The sequence below is a fragment of the Cryobacterium lactosi genome, assembly GCF_004403945.1.
Classification (GTDB): Bacteria; Actinomycetota; Actinomycetes; order Actinomycetales; family Microbacteriaceae; genus Cryobacterium; species Cryobacterium lactosi.
Map to the genome: position 1 here is coordinate 208037 of NZ_SOHM01000031.1, position 21085 is coordinate 229121.

Annotated in this window: 16 protein-coding genes; 9 read left to right on the forward strand and 7 right to left on the reverse strand. The window is 68.5% G+C overall.

Features of this window, described 5'->3' with window-relative positions; genetic code table 11:
* Window positions 1-42: 42 nt before the first annotated feature.
* The 5 genes from E3T61_RS14675 to E3T61_RS14695 form a co-directional block, all read right to left on the reverse strand.
* Window positions 43-747 (reverse strand): ABC transporter ATP-binding protein, encoded by a 705-nt coding sequence (locus E3T61_RS14675; RefSeq protein WP_134641577.1) that lies wholly within the window; start codon window positions 745-747, stop codon window positions 43-45.
* Window positions 744-1685 carry an ABC transporter ATP-binding protein gene (locus E3T61_RS14680; RefSeq protein WP_134641578.1) on the reverse strand — a complete coding sequence of 314 codons (942 nt, stop codon included), beginning with the start codon at window positions 1683-1685 and terminating at the stop codon, window positions 744-746. Before E3T61_RS14680 ends, E3T61_RS14675 begins: the two co-directional genes overlap by 4 nt.
* Window positions 1682-4420, reverse strand: a complete 2739-nt coding sequence (locus E3T61_RS14685) for an FtsX-like permease family protein (RefSeq protein WP_134641579.1) — start codon at window positions 4418-4420, stop codon at window positions 1682-1684. Before E3T61_RS14685 ends, E3T61_RS14680 begins: the two co-directional genes overlap by 4 nt.
* Window positions 4417-7593: an FtsX-like permease family protein gene (locus tag E3T61_RS14690; RefSeq protein WP_134641580.1), complete on the reverse strand. Its 3177-nt coding sequence runs from the start codon at window positions 7591-7593 to the stop codon at window positions 4417-4419. The genes E3T61_RS14685 and E3T61_RS14690 overlap by 4 nt, the downstream gene beginning before the upstream one ends.
* 134 nt (window positions 7594-7727) lie before the next feature.
* Entirely contained in the window at window positions 7728-9143 is a 1416-nt protein-coding gene (locus E3T61_RS14695; RefSeq protein WP_134641581.1) for an MFS transporter, read from the reverse strand.
* Between the two features lie 206 nt (window positions 9144-9349).
* Here E3T61_RS14695 and E3T61_RS14700 point away from each other — a divergent pair, with 206 nt between their 5' ends.
* From E3T61_RS14700 to E3T61_RS14710, 3 genes are all read left to right on the forward strand, one after another.
* A complete protein-coding gene (locus E3T61_RS14700) occupies window positions 9350-9991 on the forward strand; it encodes a dihydrofolate reductase family protein (protein WP_134641582.1) in 642 nt (213 codons plus the stop codon).
* A 148-nt stretch (window positions 9992-10139) separates the two neighbouring features.
* Window positions 10140-11732, forward strand: a complete 1593-nt coding sequence (locus E3T61_RS14705; RefSeq protein ID WP_134641583.1) for a glycoside hydrolase family 68 protein — start codon at window positions 10140-10142, stop codon at window positions 11730-11732.
* Between the two features lie 115 nt (window positions 11733-11847).
* Complete coding sequence (locus E3T61_RS14710; RefSeq protein WP_241992590.1) at window positions 11848-13527, forward strand: glycoside hydrolase family 32 protein; 1680 nt, start codon at window positions 11848-11850, stop codon at window positions 13525-13527.
* A 2-nt stretch (window positions 13528-13529) separates the two neighbouring features.
* Here E3T61_RS14710 and E3T61_RS14715 read toward each other — a convergent pair whose 3' ends face one another.
* Window positions 13530-14564, reverse strand: coding sequence for a LacI family DNA-binding transcriptional regulator (locus tag E3T61_RS14715; RefSeq protein WP_166793253.1), 1035 nt, complete (start codon window positions 14562-14564; stop codon window positions 13530-13532).
* Between the two features lie 221 nt (window positions 14565-14785).
* Between E3T61_RS14715 and E3T61_RS14720 the strand changes: the two genes are divergently transcribed.
* The 5 genes from E3T61_RS14720 (at window position 14786) to E3T61_RS14740 (ending at window position 19538) form a co-directional block, all read left to right on the forward strand.
* On the forward strand, window positions 14786-15427 hold the full coding sequence (locus E3T61_RS14720) for an ABC transporter permease (protein ID WP_134641585.1): 642 nt from the start codon (window positions 14786-14788) through the stop codon (window positions 15425-15427).
* Window positions 15428-15467: 40 nt separating this feature from the next.
* On the forward strand, window positions 15468-16727 hold the full coding sequence (locus tag E3T61_RS14725) for an ABC transporter ATP-binding protein (RefSeq protein ID WP_241992622.1): 1260 nt from the start codon (window positions 15468-15470) through the stop codon (window positions 16725-16727).
* A 173-nt stretch (window positions 16728-16900) separates the two neighbouring features.
* Window positions 16901-17560, forward strand: coding sequence for an ABC transporter permease (locus E3T61_RS14730; protein ID WP_134641833.1), 660 nt, complete (start codon window positions 16901-16903; stop codon window positions 17558-17560).
* The gene (locus E3T61_RS14735; RefSeq protein WP_134641587.1) at window positions 17561-18586 is read left to right on the forward strand and encodes a glycine betaine ABC transporter substrate-binding protein; all 1026 of its coding nucleotides are present in this window, start codon (window positions 17561-17563) and stop codon (window positions 18584-18586) included.
* A 151-nt stretch (window positions 18587-18737) separates the two neighbouring features.
* Window positions 18738-19538 (forward strand): MBL fold metallo-hydrolase, encoded by an 801-nt coding sequence (locus E3T61_RS14740; protein WP_134641588.1) that lies wholly within the window; start codon window positions 18738-18740, stop codon window positions 19536-19538.
* Between the two features lie 8 nt (window positions 19539-19546).
* Here E3T61_RS14740 and E3T61_RS14745 read toward each other — a convergent pair whose 3' ends face one another.
* Window positions 19547-20239: a TetR/AcrR family transcriptional regulator C-terminal domain-containing protein gene (locus E3T61_RS14745; protein WP_134641589.1), complete on the reverse strand. Its 693-nt coding sequence runs from the start codon at window positions 20237-20239 to the stop codon at window positions 19547-19549.
* Window positions 20240-20323: 84 nt separating this feature from the next.
* On the opposite strand from E3T61_RS14745, the gene E3T61_RS14750 reads away from it, so the two are divergent.
* The gene (locus tag E3T61_RS14750) at window positions 20324-21025 is read left to right on the forward strand and encodes a DUF4386 domain-containing protein (RefSeq protein WP_134641590.1); all 702 of its coding nucleotides are present in this window, start codon (window positions 20324-20326) and stop codon (window positions 21023-21025) included.
* Window positions 21026-21085: the final 60 nt, after the last annotated feature.

Sequence of the window (21085 nt, forward strand, 5' to 3'; positions counted from 1 at the left end):
TGGTGGTCACCACACCGCCGGAGGTATGCCCTACAAGCACGACTACGAGCTGGATGGCGCCGCGTGACGACCCACGCGGGTGAGAGCACCATCGCTGATGTGAAGGATACGGTCGGCCGAGCCCTGCACGGCCTGGTCGTGGGTGGCGATGAGTGCCGTGGCCGACTCGGCGTGTACCACCGCCCGAATGAGGTCCATGATCGCGGCTCCGGTCTGCGCATCCAGTTGGCCGGTGGGTTCGTCGGCGATGAGCAGCCGCGGCGAATTGGCCAGTGCCCTGGCGATAGCCACGCGCTGCTGCTGCCCGCCGGAGAGCTCATCGGGCCGGGCGCGGCCCCTGTTGCCCAGTCCCACCAGGTCGAGCAGGTGGGCCACGCGCTCCTCACGACGATCGGGGTCTTCGCGCCGCAGCCGCAGCGGAAGGCCCACGTTCTCCGCGATCGACAGGTGTGGGAGCAGGCCGAAGGTTTGGAAGACGAACGCCATCGAGTCCCGGCGCATTGCGGTGCGCGCGACCTCGGTGAGACCGGTCACCGGTTGCCCGTCGAGGAGTACTGAACCTGAACTGGGCACGTCGAGGCCGCTCACGCAGTTCAACAGGGTGGTCTTGCCCGACCCGGACCGTCCCGACAGCGCGACGATCTGCCCGCGCGGGATGCTGAACGACACATCGCTGAGGGCGGTGACGTCGCCAGCGGATGTGCGGAAGGTGCGGGTGAGGTTCGCCACCTCGAGCACGTTGTTCATCGGCCATCCTCCGCATCCACGGCGGCGCTGTGTTGCGGCCACACCCCGACATGGTCGCTCTCCAGGGTGAGCCGCACCCGGTCGTTGAGGCTCAAGGCATGCCGGAACTCGTTGGGTATCTGCAACCGGCCGACACGATCGAGCACCGCGAATTCTTCCTCCGACGACGTCGAGACCCCCTCCGCATCAAGTTCGTCCCTGCGCAATGTCTCGGACGAGATCCTGCCGTCGCGGATGGCCACCGCCCGGCGCACCTGTCCGGCCACGGTGGCGTCGTGGGTGACAATCACCACCGTGCAGCCGAAAGTCTCGTTGACCGAGCGCAGGGCCGCGAAAACCTCGTCGCCGGTGCGGGCGTCAAGTTGGCCGGTGGGCTCGTCCGCGAGGAGCACCTGCGGCGAGCCGGCCAGCGCGACGGCGATCGACACGCGCTGCTGCTCGCCCCCGGACAGCTGGGCCGGCCGGCGGTCGGCACGGTCCGCGAGGCCCATGGTGCCGAGTAGCTCGGCGGCTTTGCCCGTTCGCTCGCGCTTGCCCGCGCCGGCCAGCGCCAAGGGAAGGACCACATTCTCCCGGGCGGTGAGGTTCGGCAGCAGGTTGTGTGAGGACTGCTGCCGCACGAATCCCACGGTCGAGCGCCGGTAGCGCACGAGTTCCTCACCTCGCATCGCGGTGAGGTCGTGTCCGGCCACCCTGGCACGCCCGGCGGTGGGCGCGTCGAGACCGGACAGGATGCCGAGCAACGTGGACTTGCCCGATCCGGACGCCCCGACGATGGCGAGCATGTCACCCTCCTGCACCAGAAGGTCCAGGCCCTGCAAGGCCTGCACTTCGACCCCGCGGCCGCGGAAGACCCGCACCACGGAGTCGCAGGCGATGAGTGCTCCCGACCCGAACTCGGCTGCCGTGCCGTGAGAGAGTGCGCTGGTGAGCGTCATGATTCTTCCCCTGTTCGCAGGATGTCGGCCGTTCTGACCCGACGGGAGAGCGGTGTGTCTATGGCTATGGCCAGCGCGAGGGCTGCCGCGGCGGCGGCCAGAACGGAGAGCGGCAGCCATCCCGACACGGTCAGGGGAGCGGCGCCGCCGGCCAGGATCTCGGAGGCGAATGCGTCTCCGGCCAGGGTCAGCACCGCGGCGGAGGCGAGGCATCCGCCCACCACTCCGCTGACCACGAGCGGCGCGAGCTCGCCGACGGCGAGGGCCACGCCGGTGCGCTTGGGCACCCCGAGCGCGCCGAGCAGGGCGAGCACCCGGCCGCGCCGCTGCACGCCGATGACCGTGGTGGTGACGAGCGCGAGCACCGCCAGCAGTGCGGTGCCCAGGAGCGACAAAGCGGTGGCCGAGGCGACACCGGCGACGAGTGCGCCGTCGCGGAGCTGGGCGAGCACGTCGCTGCGCAGAACAATCTCGTCCGCCCCAGTCGCTGTCGCCGACGCTGCAACCCTGTTGGCGCCGCTGCCGACCGCCAGCACGGTCTCGGCGGGCGGCTGCGCGCCTGACCCGGCGGGGGCGGCTGGGGCGGTGTTGGTCTCGAGGTACGCGTCCAGACGCGCCCGGTCGACCACGGCCGTCGGCTCGGTCGCCGTGAACGACCCGACCACGGTGACCGGTACGAGCACGCCGCCGATGTCGAAGGTGACACTGTCGTCGCCCGCCTGGGCGGCCAGGCGCCGGTCGGCGAGAACCGGTAGCGGGTCCTGGCCCTGCACGTCGCCGACCGCGCTCTGCTGCAGCAGCTGCTCTACCGCGACGGCGTCCGTGCTCGGCTCGGCGCCGGGCAGCGCGGAGAGCAGGCGGGCGTAGTCGTCATCTACCTCCAGCAGGGTGGCCCGGGTCGTTGCGGTGCGGCCCTCCAGGGTGAGGCCCCGGCGCTCGACCACGGCCGCCGCTGTCGCGCCGGCGTCGGCGAACTCGCGCACGAGCGCGGTCGGGTCAGGTGCCCCCTCGACGCGAACGTCGGCGCCGACCGCCCGCCACGATGCCGCCTCCTGACCGGAGGCCACGGTGTGAAGGAGTACCAGCGACGTGACCCCGACGCTCACCGCGAGCGTGAGGGCGACGAGCGTCACCAGTGCACGGCCGTCCCGTGCGCTCGCGCCGGCGAGAAGCGTGGCCGGTCCGCGCGTGCGTGCAGTGAAAGCCGAGGTGAATCGCAGCACCACCGTGGGCAGCGGGGCCAGGGCCAGCGCCACCACTCCGGCGCACAGTATCGGAGCGGCGAGCGAGAGCGGATCGATGCTGCCATCGGCTTCACCGGCGCCCGACCGGAGCGCAACCACGGCGGTGACCGTCGTGGCCACCAGCGCCGAGACACCGGCCACGCGCAGGGCACCCGCGAATCGCCTCGACGGCGAGGCGAGGGCGTGGCTCAGAGTGCTCAGTACCGGCGTGAGGGCGAACACGCCCGCCGTGACAGCCAGCAGCAGCGGGGAGCCGGCGCGAAAACCGAGCAGTGCGGCGACGGTGACTCCGACACCCGTGCCGAGCAGTGTCACCGCGATCGATTCCCCCGCCGAGTGGCTCACGATGAGCGGGAGGGACGCTCCGCGGGAGCGCAGGAGCTCAATCTCTGCGTGCCGACGCCGGGTCAGGGCCGTGCTGGCCAGAATCGTGACCAGAACCGCGACACCGAGCAGACCCGCCGCCAGCGTCGACAGTTGCGCCCGTGCCGCCGCGGCGGCGGCCGGAAATGCCTCCAGCACCCGCTCGTAGTCACTGGACACGGACACGCTGACCGGGGAGCTCTCCGTGAGACTGCCCGACGAGGTCTCGAGCGCGTCGATGCTCTCCCGAACGTCGATGAAACGCTGGAGATCGAATCGGGAGGGGTCGAACGACGTGCGCAACGTGGCGGCGGCGGTCTCGGGGAAACGGGCCGACACGCTGTCGAACCCCGCGGCATCGGTCAGTACCGTGAACCGCTCGCCCGTTTGCATGCCCTGGGAGGTCAGCGCCTGCGGGTCCCAGAGCCCTGGCAGGTCGGTCCACGCCTGGTCCGTGGTGTCGACAGTGTCGACCACGGCGACGACAGTGAGCAGGATGTCTTCGTCTAACGATGCCTCGCCGACTGTGAAGCTGTCGCCGACGGCGAACGCGGTCGCGTCGGCCGCGGCCGCCGATATGACGACCGGTAACGTCGCCGTCGCCGGCACGGGCTCGGTGCCCACCGGTGGGAGGTCGCCGCTGACCACCTGCAGCGCAGACGTGGTTGCCGGATCGAGAACACCGATCCGCACACGGGCGGTTCCCACAGCGATGCGCCCGGCCACTTCGGGGCCGATGATGCCGACACTCAGCTGCGACGCCACCTCGGACAGCGTGGTCGGCCACAGGTCGGGCACTTCGGTTGAGAAGGTGAGAAGTCGCTCCGCGGTGTTCGGATTGCCACCCGCCGCGTCTCCGGTTGTGGCGAGCAGCCGCAGATCCGCGTCGGCTCCCGCCGCCGCGACAGCCTCCCGGGCGGCTTGGTCGAGTGTGGCGGTGATGTACGACGGCACCATCACCGCGAGCACCGCGGTGAGGGCGATGAGGGTGGCGATGCCCAGGACGGCGACCAGGTCGGTGCGCACCCGTCGGAGCACGAGCAGGGCGGATGCGCCGATGGCGCCGATTTCGCGTCGGATCGGGCCACCGCGTGCGCCGGCGGGGGAGCGGAGCCGTGGCCGGGTCATCCGTCGGCTCCGGTGCGGAGTAGGTCGGCGAGCGGCAGTCTTCGTTGCCCCACGGCGATGCCGAGGGAGATGACAGCGAGAACGGCCAACAGCCCGAGTGGAAGCAGGGTGACCGCGTGCCAGGGCACGACCACGGCGCTGGCCGTCGCGCCGCCTCCGGAGGCGATGCGGGCCCCGACGATGACGAGAGTCGCCACGCCCCCGGCGAGACCGACGACGATGCCGGCCGCGGCGACCGTGAGATTGTCGATCGCGGAGATGCCGACCATCCCGCGGCGAGAGAGGCCGACCGCGCGCAGTTGGGCTGCCTCCAGGCGACGTGACCGGCTGACCGCCGCGGCCCGGGCACCGAATCCGGCGAGGGCGAGGAGGAGGCTCGCCACCGCCGCCACGAACGTTGCCGCGAGGATTTCGGCTCGTAAGGGGGCCTCGAGCATTCGCTGGGCAACATCGGCGGAGCCGATGACGACCGCGTCTGCGGGCGCCGAGGCGCCGGCTGGGGCGGCGGCCAGCCAGAGCTCATCAACCAGGGGACCGGTCGCGGAACCCTGCACAAGCTGGTGGGCGAGGCCGCGGCCGTCGACCACGATCGTCGTCGTACTGCGGGCGAGCGACGGCAGTCCGGCTTCGAGCGCCCGGAGGTCGTCGACGGTTGCGGCCCCCGGCACGGCAGTCGTGTCGCCGACCACTGTGAAGTTCACCGTGGCGCCGCTGAAGAAGCCGGCCAGCCGGGCGCCGGACAGCACGTCGAGGTCGTCGGCCAACGTCTCTGGGATCACGGCACCCACGGATGCCCGCGGGTTCCACCCGACGGCCCCGACTGTGGTGGGCGACGTGCCCAATTGGGCCTCGGCCGACAGCTGAATCGTGGACTCGGAAACCTCAACCAGCGGCGAGTCCGCGAGCTCGTCATCGATCGACCCGAGCCATTCGCCGGCGTCGGCCACCGACACCGGTTCGGCGGGCGTGCCGTTCTGCCGCACGGCGGTCACTCCGGTGACCGATAGTGTGACGGACACCGGATCGGGGAACTCCGCGGCGTCACTGAGCTGCATGGTGACGGCCACCAGCCGGGCGGCGTTGTCGTCGCCGACGGAGGGGAACCCGTCGGCTGAGGCCACAGCGGTAGTGCCGGGGCGCACGGTTGCCAGCGGCACCACGGTCAGCGCTCCCACCCGGTCGGCCAGGACCATCGAGACCCGGGCCTCCACGCTCTCGGGTGCGGAAAGAGCGACCTGCGCCTGCACCCCGGTGGTGCCGGGCGGCAGCAAGGGGCCGGTGTCGTCGGGGTCGGTGCCGGCCAGCTCTGCGGTGATCGCCGACCCGCCGGCCGCCGCGACGGGCGCCCGATCGAGCAGGGAACGTGCCCGGGCATCGGGGCCGAGTACCTGAACCGGTAGCGCCGGTGCGTCGCCCGGCGTATCGGCATACAGCTTGCGCAGAAGGGTGTCCCGCCGGATGACCGGCGCCGCGTCCCCGTCGGCTGTGGCGCCGGGGTCTGGCGTGATCCGGACAGGCGCGCCGACCGCCACCGCGCTGGTATCACGCACCGCCTGCTGCCAGGTCGCGGCCGTTCCCAGGACCACGACCGACGCGCCGACCGCGAGCGCGATCAGCGTGATACCAGCGGAACGACCGGGTGCGCGGGAAGCGAACCAGCCGACCAACGGTGCTACGGCGCCGCGGCTGCGCCCAGCCAGGGCCGCGATCGGGTGCGCCGCCGTTGACGCCAGGCGACTCCCGATCAGCGCCGTGGCGATGAGCAGCACGGCTGGGGTCGCGGCGAGGAGGATATCGCCCGGTGGCGGTTCCGTCGCCGTCGCCCGCCAGACCAGCAGGCCGGACAGCACGACCACAGTGGAGCCCGCGGCGACCGCGATCGTTCCGGCAGGCATGCTGTCGCGCAGACGCCGAGGAATCGACGCCGGAAGGCAGAGCAGGCCAGCCACGGTGACGGCGACCACGGCGGCGACCAGCCACGTCGCCGCATCCGGGGCCACCCACGGCGCCAGACCCACGGCGGCCAGCGGTGGGAATCGCACCACGATCGCGTGCAGCAGTACACCGCCCCACGGGCTGACTGCAGCGATGATCACCGAGACCACCGCCGCGTCGAGTGCCACGGTGCCCGCGGTCTGCAGCCGCGACGCCCCGCGGGCTGTGAGGAGATCGAGTTCGCCCGCCCGGGAGACGATGAGCAGGCGCGCGACCGCGGAGGCCGCCGAGGCGGCGACGACGAGCAGGATGATCGCGATGATGAGGGCTACCTCTCGGGTGGCGCTGAGCCCCGCGGTCACATCAGCCAGCGCCGCTGCGATCTCCGTGTCAACGAACAACGACCCGTCGGGAAATGAGATGCCCTGTGCGATGCCGGTCTCGGCATCGTCGATCCTGTCCTGCAACGGACCCAGCCCGGCGACGTCGATCCCGGTGAAGGTCGGGTGTTCAACGGCCTCCAGCTGGGCCGGCCGGATACCCGACGCATCCACACCGCCTCGGGCCACCAGCAGCGGCCCCACCGCGTGAACCGGATTAAAAATGTACCTGTCCGGTTCGGGAAAGTTGGGGTCGTTGCCTGACGCGGCGAGCGGGTCGTTCTCCCAGAACACGCCGGATTCGGGCTCGGCCTCGTACAGCCCGTCGACGCGTAGCGCGACTGGGGCATCACCCACAGCTGCGGTGAACGTATCGCCGACGGCGAGCCCGAGGGAACGGGCAGCGGCCTGCGGCATGGCCACACCCTCCGGTGACGACGGCCACCCGCCCTCGGTGAGGGTGGCAGCGGCGGCCGGGTCATCAAGCTCGGCGAGATAGGCGTAGACGCCGTCGGTCGTCGTCGCCCACGCGCTGGTCACCCAACCGCTGCTCGACCAGTCAACGCCCGCTCCGTAGGCCTGTTCGGTCGCCCGGTCGATGTCGGCCCTGGCATCGGTGACCGGGCTCCCGGGGTTGAGGACGCGGATGTTGACGTCGACCCGATCCGCCGTCATCGACGCGAGGCCGTGACGCACACCGGCTTCCTCGGCGGACCGCACAAGGAGCAACGAACCGGTCAAAACGGTTCCGGCGATCACGGAAACGGCAAGTACGAGGGCGAAGAGTTTGGATTGGGCTTTCCACCGGCGGATTGCCAGGGTGCTGAGCCAGCTGCGCAAGGACCCGGAACGCGGCATGACCCTTCACCTCCAGCAGTGGAAACGCAGACGGCCGCGCCGCAAGATGACTCTATCGGGGCGGTGGGCGCGGCGGGATGCGGCCCGAAGTATGTGCTGAATTCTCCCGATCGACGGCTGCCGCCGGGAACGGGTCAGCGCCGCAGCTGCGCCTCGGTCGTTGCATCCGGCTCGGCGTCGGCCGGAACGGACTCGGCCTGGTCGAGGTACTGCTCGGAGATGCGGTGGTAGGACTTGGTGAAGAATGCCGCGGTGGCCGCCAGCGCCATGACGATCCCCGAAATGAGGAACACGAGTGCGATCCCGCGTGCCTGGCCCTCGCCCAGCAGAGCGCCGAAGTCGGACCGGCCGGCATCCGAGTTCATGAACGGGATGATGATGAACTCGGCGATCGGTGCAATGAGGAACGCGGTGACCGGGGCGGCCGCCGACTCGAACGCTGCGGCGAATCCGAACACGCGGCCCTGCTCCCGGAACGGCACCACCTTCTGGATGACGGTCTGCTCGGCCGCCTCGACGGCGGGGATGAGGGTCATGTAGAGCCAGATACCCGCGGCGTACAACCACCACCACTCGCGGATCGTGAACAGCGCACCGAGCACCCCCATGAGGATCACCAGCAGCAGCATGGTGCGGATCGGGTTGCGACCCAGGCCGAACTTCGCGATCAGCAGACCGCCGATGATGAACCCGGTCGACGTGACGCCGAGCACGATGCCCCACAGCTCCACCGGGAACAGCTCGAGGCCGTACGGGTCCATCAGCGCCATGTAAACGCCGCCGATGAGATTGTTGAAGGTGGAGAAGATGATCAGGGCGAACAGCCCGGTCGCTGCTCGCACCGCGGTGATGCTGCCGCGCAGGTCGACCAGCGGGCGACGCTCTCCATCCTGCTGCGGTTTGGCTTCGGGGATGCGCAGGAACAATAGGTGCAACAGCGCCGCCGCCGAGAGGGAAATGGCGATAAGGAGCGTCCAGCCCATGCCCAGCAGCCCGATCGCGAGTCCGCTGAAGACACTGGTCACCATGAATGCGAGCCCCTGCACGGTGCCGACGAGGCCGTTCGCGTTGGCGTGTCGCTCGACCGGGATCAGCAGCGTGACCACCGTGGACAGTGCGATGTTGCGCATGTTCTCGATTACCGCGCCGAACAGGATGATGCCGCTGAACAGCCAGAACCATGGCCCGCCCAGGTCGAGCAGGGTGGACTCGGGGAACAGAAGGTACAGCCCGCCGCCGATGCTGAACGCGATCAGGGTGGCCGCGCCGGCGAACACCATCACGAGGTGCTTGCGGTGCCTGTCCACGATGGTGCCGAACGCCATGGAGAACACGGCGACGAGCAGCATGTAGGCGCCGCCGATGATGCCGGTGGCGAGCACCGAGCGGGTCTCCAGATAGACCCAGAAGGTGAGGGCGAACCAGAGAAAACTCGTGGTGACGTTGGCGACAGCCGTGTTGACCAGCACCTGCGCGAAGGTGCGGGCCCCGCCGGGTGTCGGCTCTGTCTGAGACTCGGATGCGGCGGGCGCGTCGTTCGTGTGGCTCATATGGTCGTCCTCCCTAGGCGCTCGCGCGGCGTGGCGAGTTGGAACGGCGCCGTTCCAATCGACGGCCCCAGCCGAGCCAAGACCGTTGAATCAGTGTACGAAGCCGCACCCGACCTTGTCTGCTCATATTTGCTCTGCCCGTTGACATCGGCCGCTCGCGGGGAAAACGATAGGGAGCACTCACTTCCACGTCTCAAGGAGCACTCATGGTCGTCCGCGTTGACCTCAACATTTCCCTCGACGGCATCGGCGCGACCGCCGACCAGACGCCTGAGAACATCTTCGGCGAGGACTGGGGTCGCCTGGTCGCCCCCTATGTGGCCACCCGCACCTTTCGGGAGCGGGTGCTGCACGAGGACACCGGCGAGGGAACCACCGGGGTCGACGACCGCTACGCGCGGGCCTACTTCGAGGGCGTGACCGCCGAGATCATGGGTGCAGGCATGTTCGGCCTGCATACCTTCCCGGACAAACCGGACTGGCGCGGCTGGTGGGGCGACGAACCGCCGTTCGCGTATCCCGTTCTTGTGCTGACGCACACCCCGCGCCCTCCGATCGAGTTCCCCAACGGCACCCGGTTCGACTTCCGCAGCGTGAGCCCGCAGGAAGCACTCGAGGAGGCGCGCACCCTGGCCGGCGATGGTGACATCCGGGTCGGCGGGGGAGTGAGCGTGGCGCGTGACTTCCTCCGCGCAGGCCTCGTCGACGAACTGCACGTCGGGATCACCCCCATCGTCCTCGGCGTCGGATCGCGCCTCTGGGACGGCCTGCACGGCCTCGAAGACGGCTATGAGGTGACCTCCGAGGTCGCGGAGAGCGGCGTCATCCACGTCACCTTTCGCCGCTGACCGCCGACCGGATCGGCGTTCTCACCCGTCGTGTCGCTCCTGGCGGGGACTGCTCTGCGCCGTCCGACATGCGTTCTCTGCGCGACTGTGCAACCATTGCTGGCTGATGCAAATCGATTTGCATGTTCATCTCAAGGAGTACTCAGCAATGCATTCTCTCCAGAAGCGCCCACGGCGCCTCTTGGCCGCCGCGGGCACCACGGTCGCCCTCACTACAGCCGCGCTCCTCGGGCTGCCCTCCGCCGCAACGGCACTGCCCGCAGTGCAGGACGGCCCCGAACCCACTCCACATACCCAGGAGGCCCACGCCCCCGAAGATGATTTCACCGCGAAGTGGACCCGTGCTGACGCCCGGCAGCTGCAGCGCGTGTCCGACCCCACGACGCCTCCCCGCGAGAATTCGATGCCGGCATCGCAGACCATGCCCGAGGTTCCGCAGGACTTCCCCGACATGTCCAACGACGAGGTCTGGGTGTGGGACAGCTGGCCCCTCACCGACGAAGACGGCAACCAGTACTCGGTGAAGGGCCAGGAGATCATCTTCTCGCTGGTCGCCGACCGCAGCCTGGGCTTCGACGAGCGTCACCAGTACGCCAAGATCGGTTACTTCTACCGTGAAACGGGCGTGCCTGCCGATGAGCGGCCCGAGAACGGCGGCTGGACCTACGGCGGCCTCGTCTTCGACGAAGGTGTGACGGATCAGATCTTCGAGGACAAGTCGTTCAGCCACCAAACGCAGTGGTCAGGTTCGGCGCGTGTGTTCAAGGGCGGCGAGGTCAAGCTGTTCTTCACCGACGTCGCGTTCTACCGCGATGCGCAGGGCCAGGACGTCAAGCCCTACGACCCGCGTCTCGCGCTCAGTGTCGGCAAGGTGCACACCACCGGCAAGGACGTGAAGCTGACCGGCTTCAACAAGGTCGACGAACTGCTCAAGGCCGATGGTGAGTACTACCAGACCGGCGAGCAGAACCCGTCCTTCAACTTCCGCGACCCGTTCACCTTCGAAGACCCGGCACACCCCGGCGAGACGTACATGGTCTTCGAAGGCAACACCGCGATGCCCCGCGACGAGGCATATTGCACCGAGGAGGACCTCGGCTATCAGGCCGGCGACCCGTTCGCCGAGACGGCCGAAGAGGTCAACGCCTCGGGTGCGACGTACCAGATCGCCAATATCGGACTCGCGAAAGCGAAGAACGACGACCTGACCGAGTGGGAGTTCCTCCCGCCGATCCTGTCGGCGAACTGCGTGACCGACCAGACCGAGCGCCCGCAGTTCGTGTTCAAGGACGGTAAGTCCTACCTGTTCACGATCACCCACCGCGGCACGTTCGCGGCCGGGATCGACGGACCTGAGGGTGTCTACGGATTCGTCGGCGACGGCATCCGCTCGGACTTCCAGCCGCTCAACGGTTCAGGTCTGGCCCTGGGCAACCCGACAAACCTGAACTACCAGCAGGGGCAGCCGTTCGCGCCGAACGTCGATCAGCACCCCGGCGCGTTCCAGGCCTACTCGCACTACGTGATGCCCGGCGGCCTAGTGCAGTCGTTCATCGACACCATCGGCACGAACGACAACTTCGTGCGGGGCGGCACCCTCGCCCCCACGGTGAAGATGGACATTGCGGGCGATACGACGAGCGTCGACTACTCGTACGGAAACGGCGGGCTCGGCGGCTGGGCCGACGTGCCGGCAAACATCAACATCAACCCGGGCGGCCAGGTGAAGCCGCTGCGCTGATCCGACCTGCCTTGCCGTGGGTGCCCCGCTCCGATCTCGGTCCGGGGCACCCACCCCTCATGGCGCGGCGTCTGCCCACAGCGCCCCCGCGCCGACCTACCCGAAGGACTTCACTGTGACCGATCAGGATGCCACTGCCCCCGCCGTGCCGCGGCGCAAGCCGCGCCGCCGCACGCTCATGATCATCGCCCTCGTCGTGGTCACACTGATGGTGGCCGCCACGGCAGTGACCCTCTCCTTCCTCGGGGGGAGCGGCACGAATCAAGCCCCGAGCCCGACCGAACCCTCGCCGGCCGCGTCGAGCCCGTTCCAGCGCCCGGCCGACTGGTCGCCGCACCGTCCGGCGGTGCACATGACCCCCGAGAAGAACTGGATGAACGACCCGCAGAAGCCGTTCTTGCTCGACGGCGTGTGGCACTACTACTACCTCTATAACGCCGATCACCCCGACGGGAACGGCACCGCGTGGTACCACTCGACCTCAACCGACCTCGTGCACTGGGAGGACCAGGGCGTCGCGATCGACAAGTACACCAACGGGCTCGGCGATATCTGGACGGGCACCGCCGTCGTCGATTCCGAAAACACCGCGGGTTTCGGAGCGGGCGCGGTCATCGCCCTCGTCACCCAGCAGGTTGACGGTGTGCAGCGTCAGTCGCTGTTCGCCTCCACGGACGGCGGCTACTCGTTCGAGTCCTACGAGGGCAACCCTGTGATGGACAACCCAGGCGTTGCCGACTGGCGAGACCCGCGCGTGTTCTGGGACGACAACGCCGGGCACTGGGTGATGGCCCTCGCCGAGCACGATCGCATCGGCTTCTACACGTCGCCCAACCTGCGCGACTGGACCTACGCATCCGACTTCGTCACGACAGGCCTCGGCGTGCTGGAGTGCCCCGACCTCTTCCCGATGGCGGTCGATGGAGACCCAAACAACGTGCGTTGGGTGCTGCTCGCCGGCGCCAATGGCGCCGCCGAGGGGAAGACGACCGGCACGACCTACTGGGTCGGCGACTGGGACGGCACGACGTTCACCGCCGACGAGACCGGGCACCAGTGGCTCGACCACGGGGCGGACTACTACGCCGCCGTCACGTGGGACGACACCCGGCTCAGCGCCCAGGAGCGCCTCAACTCGCGGTACAGCATTGCCTGGATGAACAACTGGGCCTACGCCGACGACTTCCCGACCGGTGACTGGCAGGGCGGCTCCGACTCCGTCGTGCGCAGTATCCGGCTCGGTTCGGACGGAGACACCGAGACGCTCTATTCGGCTCCCGCAGAGGAGTTGCGATCGCTGGAGGGAGAGCCAGAGCAGATCGACCCCCTTCGCCTGGATTCGGGAAGTGCGACGGAACTCACTACTCCCTCATCCGATGCGTATCGCCTGACACTTGACGCCAGCGTCGAGGACAGAACCGGCGAGGTGCGCGTGAAGGTGCTCAGTGCCGATGGCACGTACGCAACCGTCGGCTACGACTTTGACACCGAACTCGCCTTCGTCGCGCGGGATGCCGATGCCATCGCCTCCAAGATGCCCGCGGAGTATCGCGCCGTGCGAACGGCACCCGTCCCGTCGGAGGACGGACGTGTGCGGCTAGACATCGTCGTGGATGTGGCCTCGATCGAGGTATTCGCAGGAGACGGCGAGGCCTCCATCACCATGGCGACCTACGGCTCGCCCGGGGCACGTCAGCTGAGTGTGGACGCCCCCCGCGGCGCGGTCGAGATCACGGATGCGACGCTGACGCCGCTGCGTGTCGCGCCGGTCGTGCGGGAATCGGCGGCGGAGTGAATCTACGAGGCGGGCGGCGCCGCGACTGAGCCGCGCTCGACGAGCCAGCCCGTCAGCTGCTGCACACTGTGATCGGTGACTGGCCGGGGGCCCTCGATGCGGTCAAGGAGGCGCGTCATCGCCCGCGCACCCATCTCGGCGTGCGGCAGCGCCACGGTGGTGAGGCCGGGATCGAGAGCGTCGGCGACCGGATGCAGGTCGTCGATGCCCATCACCGACAGCCCCTCAGGGACGGGGATGCCGCGCCTCGCCGCGGCCTGCATCACCCCCATCGCGATCTGGTCATTGAAGCAGATGATCGCCGTGGGGCGATCGTCCTGGTCGAGGAGCTCCCCACCCGCCTGGCGTCCGCCCGCAGCATCTGACGAGCAGAAGGCAACACGCCGGTCACTGAGCGCAATACCGGCATCGCCGAGCGCCGAGCGCACGCCGAGCAAGCGGCCGTGTGCCGCACGACTCTCATCCGTGGTGCCCACGTAGGCGATCTCACGGTGTCCGGCCCGGGTGAGCCGCTCGCACGCGACGGCAGCGATCTGGGCTTCGTTGGGCACGATCGCGTCCACCGGCCATCCCATCTCCGGTGCGGCGTCAACAAGCACGACCGGCAGATCATCCGGCACGGACGGGCGCGGGACACGCTGGTGGTACATGCGCGCGATGAGCAGGCCGTCGACACGCTGAGCGAGGAAGAGCGCGATGAGGTCGGCTTCGATGCCGGGGTCCCCGCCGCTCTCGCCCACCATCAGAAGGACATCACGCTCGAGTCCCGCCTGGCGGGCGCCCTCGATGATGCGTCCGGCGAACGGGGTGGCGGCGATGTTGTCTCCGACAAGGCCGACGACGCCCGTGCGCCGACGCCGCAGTCCGCTCGCCACACGGTCGGGCACGTAGCCGAGGTCGTGTGCGACCGAGAGGATCCGCTCCCTGGTCGCGGCATTCACCGTGCGGGCACCGCTGAGCGCGTGCGACACCGTTGTGGGGGAGACGCCGGCGGCCGCGGCAACGTCGCTCAAGCGCGCGCGTCGTGCTCCCAACATTCGGCCACTGTCCATCCACCCAGCCTATGGCTGGCTCGTCCAGGCTGAGAGTCAAAAACACGGCACCCCACCCGTTCAGGGGTCAACGTGCAAGACTGGTCCCCTGCCCTCACCAAAGGCCCCTCAGCCTGCGTCCCCATCCAGTACGGTGTCCGCGCTTCCAATAGCGCCCATGCCGGTGGCGGTGAACCGATGTGCGATCGACGCGAAGAGGTTTTAATGTGTGGGATTTTCTAGGGGATCAGTATGAGCAGATCCTGTTCAGCAGCTGGCAACATTTCAGCCTCGTGGTGCAGTGCCTGGTTCTGGCGACCGTCATCGCCGTGCTGCTGGCGGCCCTCGTCTACCGCAACTCCGCGCTGACCTCGATCGCCAACTCGGTGTCGGCCATCGGCCTGACCATCCCGTCGTTCGCGTTCATCGGGCTGCTCATCGCACCGCTGGGCTTCGGGGTGTTGCCCGCCGTGATCGTCGTGGCGTTCTTCGCCACGTTGCCCATCCTTCGGAATGCGGTCGTGGGACTGTCGGGCATCTCACCGTCGATCGTGGAATCCGCACGGGGCATCGGCATGAGCCGGTTCCGCACGCTGCTGCAGGTGGAACTGCCGATGGCGTGGCCGATCATCCTCACCGGCGTACGGGTTTCCGCCCAGATGGTCATGGGGGTCGCCGCGGTCGCCGCCTATTCGCTAGGCCCGGGCCTGGGCGGATTCATCTTCTCCGGACTCTCCAGGCTCGGCGGTGCCAACTCCCTCGAGTCGGTGCTGACCGGCGTCATCGGCGTCGTCGTTCTCGCCGTCATCCTTGATCTTCTTCTCGTCGGCCTCGGCCGCCTGACCACACCGCGAGGTATCCGTGTCTGAACTCAATGCAACCAACCGAGCTGACTCCACCGACGAGCCCATCACCCCCACCGGCATCACCGGGGCCAGCATCCTGCTGGACGGCGTCACCAAGAGGTTCCCCGGTCAGACCCGCCCCGCCGTCGACGGTCTCACGATGGAGATCCCGGCCGGCAAGATCGTGATGTTCGTGGGCCCCTCCGGCTGCGGCAAGACCACCACGCTCAAGATGATCAACCGGCTGATCGAACCGACCGAGGGACGCATCGTCGTCGACGGCGACGACGTGACCGACATGAACGGCGACACCCTGCGCCGCGGCATCGGCTACGTCATCCAGGCCGGGGGGCTGTTCCCGCACATGACGGTCGCCACCAACATCGGCATCGTGCCGAAGATGCTCGGCTGGGACAAGGCCCGCATCGCCGCCCGCGTCGACGAACTCCTCGAACTCGTCTCCCTCGACCCCGCGCTGTACCGCGACCGCTACCCCAAGGAACTCTCCGGCGGCCAGCAGCAGCGCGTCGGCGTGGCCCGCGCTCTCGCGGCCGACCCGCCCGTGCTCCTGATGGACGAGCCGTTCGGCGCGGTCGACCCGATCACCCGGCTGCGCCTGCAGGACGAACTGCTCAACATCCAGGAAGAACTGCAGAAAACCATCGTCTGCGTCACCCACGACTTCGACGAGGCCGTGAAGCTCGGCGACTGGATCGCAATCTTCAACGAGGGCGCCCAGTTGGAGCAGTACGACACCCCCGAACGCATCCTCGGTCACCCGGCCAATGAGTTCGTCGAGAACTTCATCGGCTCCGGCGCCGGCCTCAAACAGCTCACCCTCACCCGGGTGGCCGACGTGGGCCTCAGCGACGCGATCGTAGGCGTTGCCGGCGAACGAGCGGCGGATGTCCTGGCCCGGGTGACCGAGGCCGGGCACGGCCACGCGGTCGTCGTCGATGCGCGTCACCGGCCCGTTCAATGGCTCTCTCGGCGCCAGCTCGGCCGGCTCGACGTGATCAGCGATGGGGCCGACCCGAAACTGCCCGTAGTGGGCATCCACGCCACCCTCAACGACGCGCTCGACACCATGCTCGTCTCGAGCGCCGGGGCCGCGCTGGTCACCGGACGCCGCGACACCTTCAAGGGCGTCATCGACGTGAAGACCGTCATGGATGCCATCACCCGGTCGCAGGGCGCGGCCGTGCTGGAGTCCGACCAGGCGCCCGTGGGACTGAACACCGGCGTGTTCCAGGCGCAGGCATCCGCCGAGGCCGATCCGAGCGACACCGCGGGCCACGGCGCGGATGCCCAGGCCGTGCGATGAGCCCCCGCGGCCTGAGCACCGAAGCCGGCATCGCCGGCGGGGACTCCGCCGTCGAGGCGCCGGGCAACCCGACGGCGCCGTCCGTGCCGACCAGTCGCGTCCGCGCACGGTGGAACTCGTGGAAGGGACTGGTCTACCAGCTGGCCGGGATCCTGCTCGCCTTCCTCGCGCTGATGTTCTGGCTGCAGACGGCGGACCTCTCGCCGATCGAGCTCACCACCCTGGCCCCGGCCGCGCTCTGGGTCTACACCGTGGAGCACATCCAGCTCACCCTGCTCGCTGCGGCGATCGTGCTGGTCATCGCGATACCCCTGGGCATCGCGCTGACCCGTCGGCCCCTGCGGTTCCTCACCGCTCCCGTGCTCGTCATCGCCAACTTCGGCCAGGCCGCGCCGGCGATCGGCGTGGTCGTGCTGCTCGCGTTCTGGGTCGGCTTCGGCTTCTGGGCGGCAACGCTGAGCCTCGTGCTCTACGCGATGCTTCCCGTGCTGCGCAACACCATGGTGGGCCTGCAACAGGTCGACGCCCACCTGGTCGAGGCCGGGCGCGGCATGGGCATGAGCTCGGCCGCGGTGTTGTTTCGGGTGGAACTCCCACTCGCCGTGCCGGTCATGCTCTCGGGCGTCCGCACCGCGCTCGTACTGCTGGTGGGCACCGCCGCCCTGGCCACGTTCGTCAACGGTGGCGGACTGGGCATTCTGATCACCACCGGTGTCAATCTCAGTCTCACCTCCGTACTCGTCACCGGGGCGCTGCTGGTGGCCCTGCTCGCACTGCTCATCGACTGGCTCGGCCGCGTCGTGGAACACGTCGCGCGCCCGAAGGGACTCTAGATGTACCGCTCCTCCTCTCGTATCCGCCGCGCGCCCCTGGGCCGTTGGGGGGTGGCGACGGGTATTCTCGCCCTATCCGCCCTCGCCCTGACCGGCTGCGGGCTCAAGCCGGCGACAGCGTACGTCCCCGCGGTCGGACCCGGATCGATCAGCCCGCTCGAGGACGCCGACGGCGTCGGCCTCACTGTGACGTCGAAGAACTTCACCGAGCAGCTGCTGCTCGGCAAGATCGCGGTGCTCGCCGCAACCGCGGCCGGATTCGACGTCACCGACCTCAGCAATGTGCCCGGCAGTCAGCCGGCCCGCAATCTGCTGGTTTCCGGTCAGGCCGATGTGCTTTGGGAGTACACCGGTACCGCGTGGCTGACCTACCTCGGGCAGGAGGAGGCCATTACCGACCAGACCGAGATGTGGGAGGCCGTGTACGACATCGACCTCGACAACGGAGTCACCTGGGGCGCTCCGGCGCCGATGAACAACACGTACGCGCTTGCCGTGCGCAGCGAAGCGATCGCTGACCTGGGCGGCATCACGAAGATGTCCGAGCTGGCCGCCCTGCCGGTCGAGGACCGCACCTTCTGCGTCGAGTCCGAGTTCAACTCCCGGCCCGACGGCATGAACCCCATGCTCACCCACTACGGCCTTGAGCGTGCCGCCGCCGACGGGGTGCCCGACGAGAACATCGGGATCTATGACACGGGCGCGATCTACAGCGCGACCGATGCCGGGGCCTGCAACTTCGGTGAGGTCTTCACGACAGACGGTCGCCTCGACGCGCTGGATCTCACGGTGCTCGTCGACGACCTCGCGTTCTTCCCGGCCTACAACGTCGCGCCGACGTTCTTCACCGAGACGCTTGACGCCCACCCCGGCCTGGAGGAGGTTTTCGCCGAGATCTCGCCGAAGCTCACCGATGAGGTGCTGCGCGACATGAACCGCCAGGTGGATGTCGACGGAGGCGAACCCGCCGACGTGGCGTTCGCTTGGATGGTCGCCGAGGGATTCATCACCGATCCGGCCGGGTAGCCGAGTTCGGGCCGTCACGAGGGGTGACGTTACGGCCGAGCCCGGCCAGGCGGCACTGGCCGCCGGGGTCGTTCTCGCTGTGGTACACAGCGTGAGCGGTCCGTAGTACCGTCTCGGCAAGCGCTGGCAACCCACAAGCGAAAGGACTCCCATGCTGAAGCAGGTCGCGGACGGTGTGCTGGTGCACCAGAGCGAGTTCATCCAGAGCAATTCCGTGGTCGTGCAAGGCCGCGCGGGTGTGTTGCTGATCGACCCCGGCATCACGCGGAACGAGATGGTCGACCTTGCGACCGACCTGCGCGAGCTGGGCCAGCCCGTCGTAGCCGGCTTCTCGACGCATCCGGATTGGGATCACGTGCTCTGGCACGCGAGCTTCGGCGTCGTGCCCCGCTACGGCACCGCCCGCTGCGCGGCGTCGATGCGTGATCTGCTGGCGACGGCGAATTGGAAGGACCGCGTGGCCGAGATACTCCCACCGGAATACGTCGACGAGATCCCGATGGACCTCCTCGGCTTCATCACCGGGCTGCCCGCCGGGGCCGCGCAGATTCCCTGGGACGGTCCCGAGGTGCGCATCCTCGAGCATCAGGCCCACGCCACCGGCCATGCGGCGCTGTTCATCAAGGAGCGGGGCGTGCTCGTGGCCGGCGACATGCTCTCGGACATCCTGATGCCGTTCCTCGACCTGGAGGCCAAGAACCCGATCGAGGACTACCTCAATGCTCTGCTGCTGTTGCAGGGTGTGGCCGACGGAGTCGATGTCATCATTCCGGGTCACGGGTCCGTTGGTGGAGCGGAGCAGTTACGGGCGCGGATCGAGCAGGATCGTGTCTATGCGCAGGTCCTGCGTGACGGCGGGGTTCCCGAGGACTTTCGGGTGGGACCGGCCGCCCCGTTGGAGTGGCTGCCCGACGTGCACCGGTGGCAGGTCGAGCGGCTCGCCCAGAAATAGGGCAGTCATCAACTGGTGGGGGAGCCACCAAGGCTGAGCCACAGTTCGAGTCCGTCCAGGATGAGATCGAGCCCGAGCGAGAACTCGTCGCCGTAGTTGTACCCCGGCTTCAGAACGTGCTCAGCGGTCAGTTCGGCGAGATAGGGGTACTCGGTGGCGGGCAGCTGGGCGAGCATGAGGTGAGCCATCGCGGCCGTCTCCTCTTCGGTCGTGAAGGGCAGGCTCTTCTCTTGCATCGCGAATCCGTAGATATAGCTGTCCAAGGCGGAGAACGCGTGCGCGGCCATGGCTACCGAGAACCCGGCGTTCCGGAAGGTGCCGATGACCCGGTCATGATGACGCAGGGTGGAGGGTCCCGGATTCGTGCCCGAATCCGTCAACCCGGTAGCCCAGGGGTGGCGCGACAGCATGTCCCGGAACGAGACCGACCGCTTGCGCATCGACGTCTTCCAGCCCTCGCTGTGCGACGGCAGCTCGATTTCGCCGAAGATGGCATCGACCATGCCGTTGAGCAGGTCTTCCTTGTTGGCCACATGGTTGTACAGCGACATGGCTTCAACCCCGAGCTCGACGCCGAGCCGGCGCATGGTCAGCGACTCGATGCCGCCGTCGTCGGCGAGCGCGATGGCCGTGGTCAAGACCACGTCCCGGCTCAGTCGACCCCTTGGCGACCCATCCGCCTTGCCCGCCGGCTTCGCCATGGTTTCCCTTCGCCGTTATCTTGACAACCTTACCTCGTAGTCGTACGGTACTTACAACATAAGCTTACGACGTAAGGATGCTCCGTGAATGAGACAACCGTCCACTCCCCGGCGATTGCCCCGGCTCGGCGACCGGGGGTCTTCACCGCCTGGCCGCCACGCACGGCGGCCCTGGTCGCCGGAGTCGGCCTGGCCGTCATGGCCGTGCTCGGCGGCTTCGCCAACTTCGCCGCCATCGTGAGCCTGATCGTTCCCGGGGACGCCGCGCGCACCGCCGTCAACATCGCCGCCGCGCCCGCACTGTTCTGGGCGGGTGTCGCGAGTTTCATCATCGTGGCGATGCTCGATGTCCTCGTGGCGGCCGCTCTCTACGTCCTGTTCAGGCCCGTGAGCCCACGGCTGTCGGCGCTGACGGGCTGGTTGAGAACCGTCTACGCCGTGCTGCTCCTGGTCGCCGTCGGTCAGCTCGTGAAGGGGTTCGCTCTCCTCGGTGATCCCGCCGCCGCCCAGCCTGTCCTGGAGTCGTTCACCACCATCTGGGTTCTGGGCCTGGGACTGTTCGGCGCCTCGCTGATCCTCGTCGGCTACCTCGCCTATCGGTCCGGTTTCGTGGCCAGGGTCTTCGGCGTCCTGCTCGCCCTGGCCGGCGCGGGCTACCTGGCGGATGCGATCGGCGTGGCCACGATCCCCGGCTTCACCGCCGTGTTCGCCCAGTTCCTCTTCGTGGGTGAGGTGGCCCTCATTTTCTGGCTACTCATCAGGGGGCGCCGGCTCCCGTCCCACTGAGCGCTGATGAAACGGGAGACCGACCTCCTCCGGGCCTTGGTGAAAGGAGAAGATCATGCC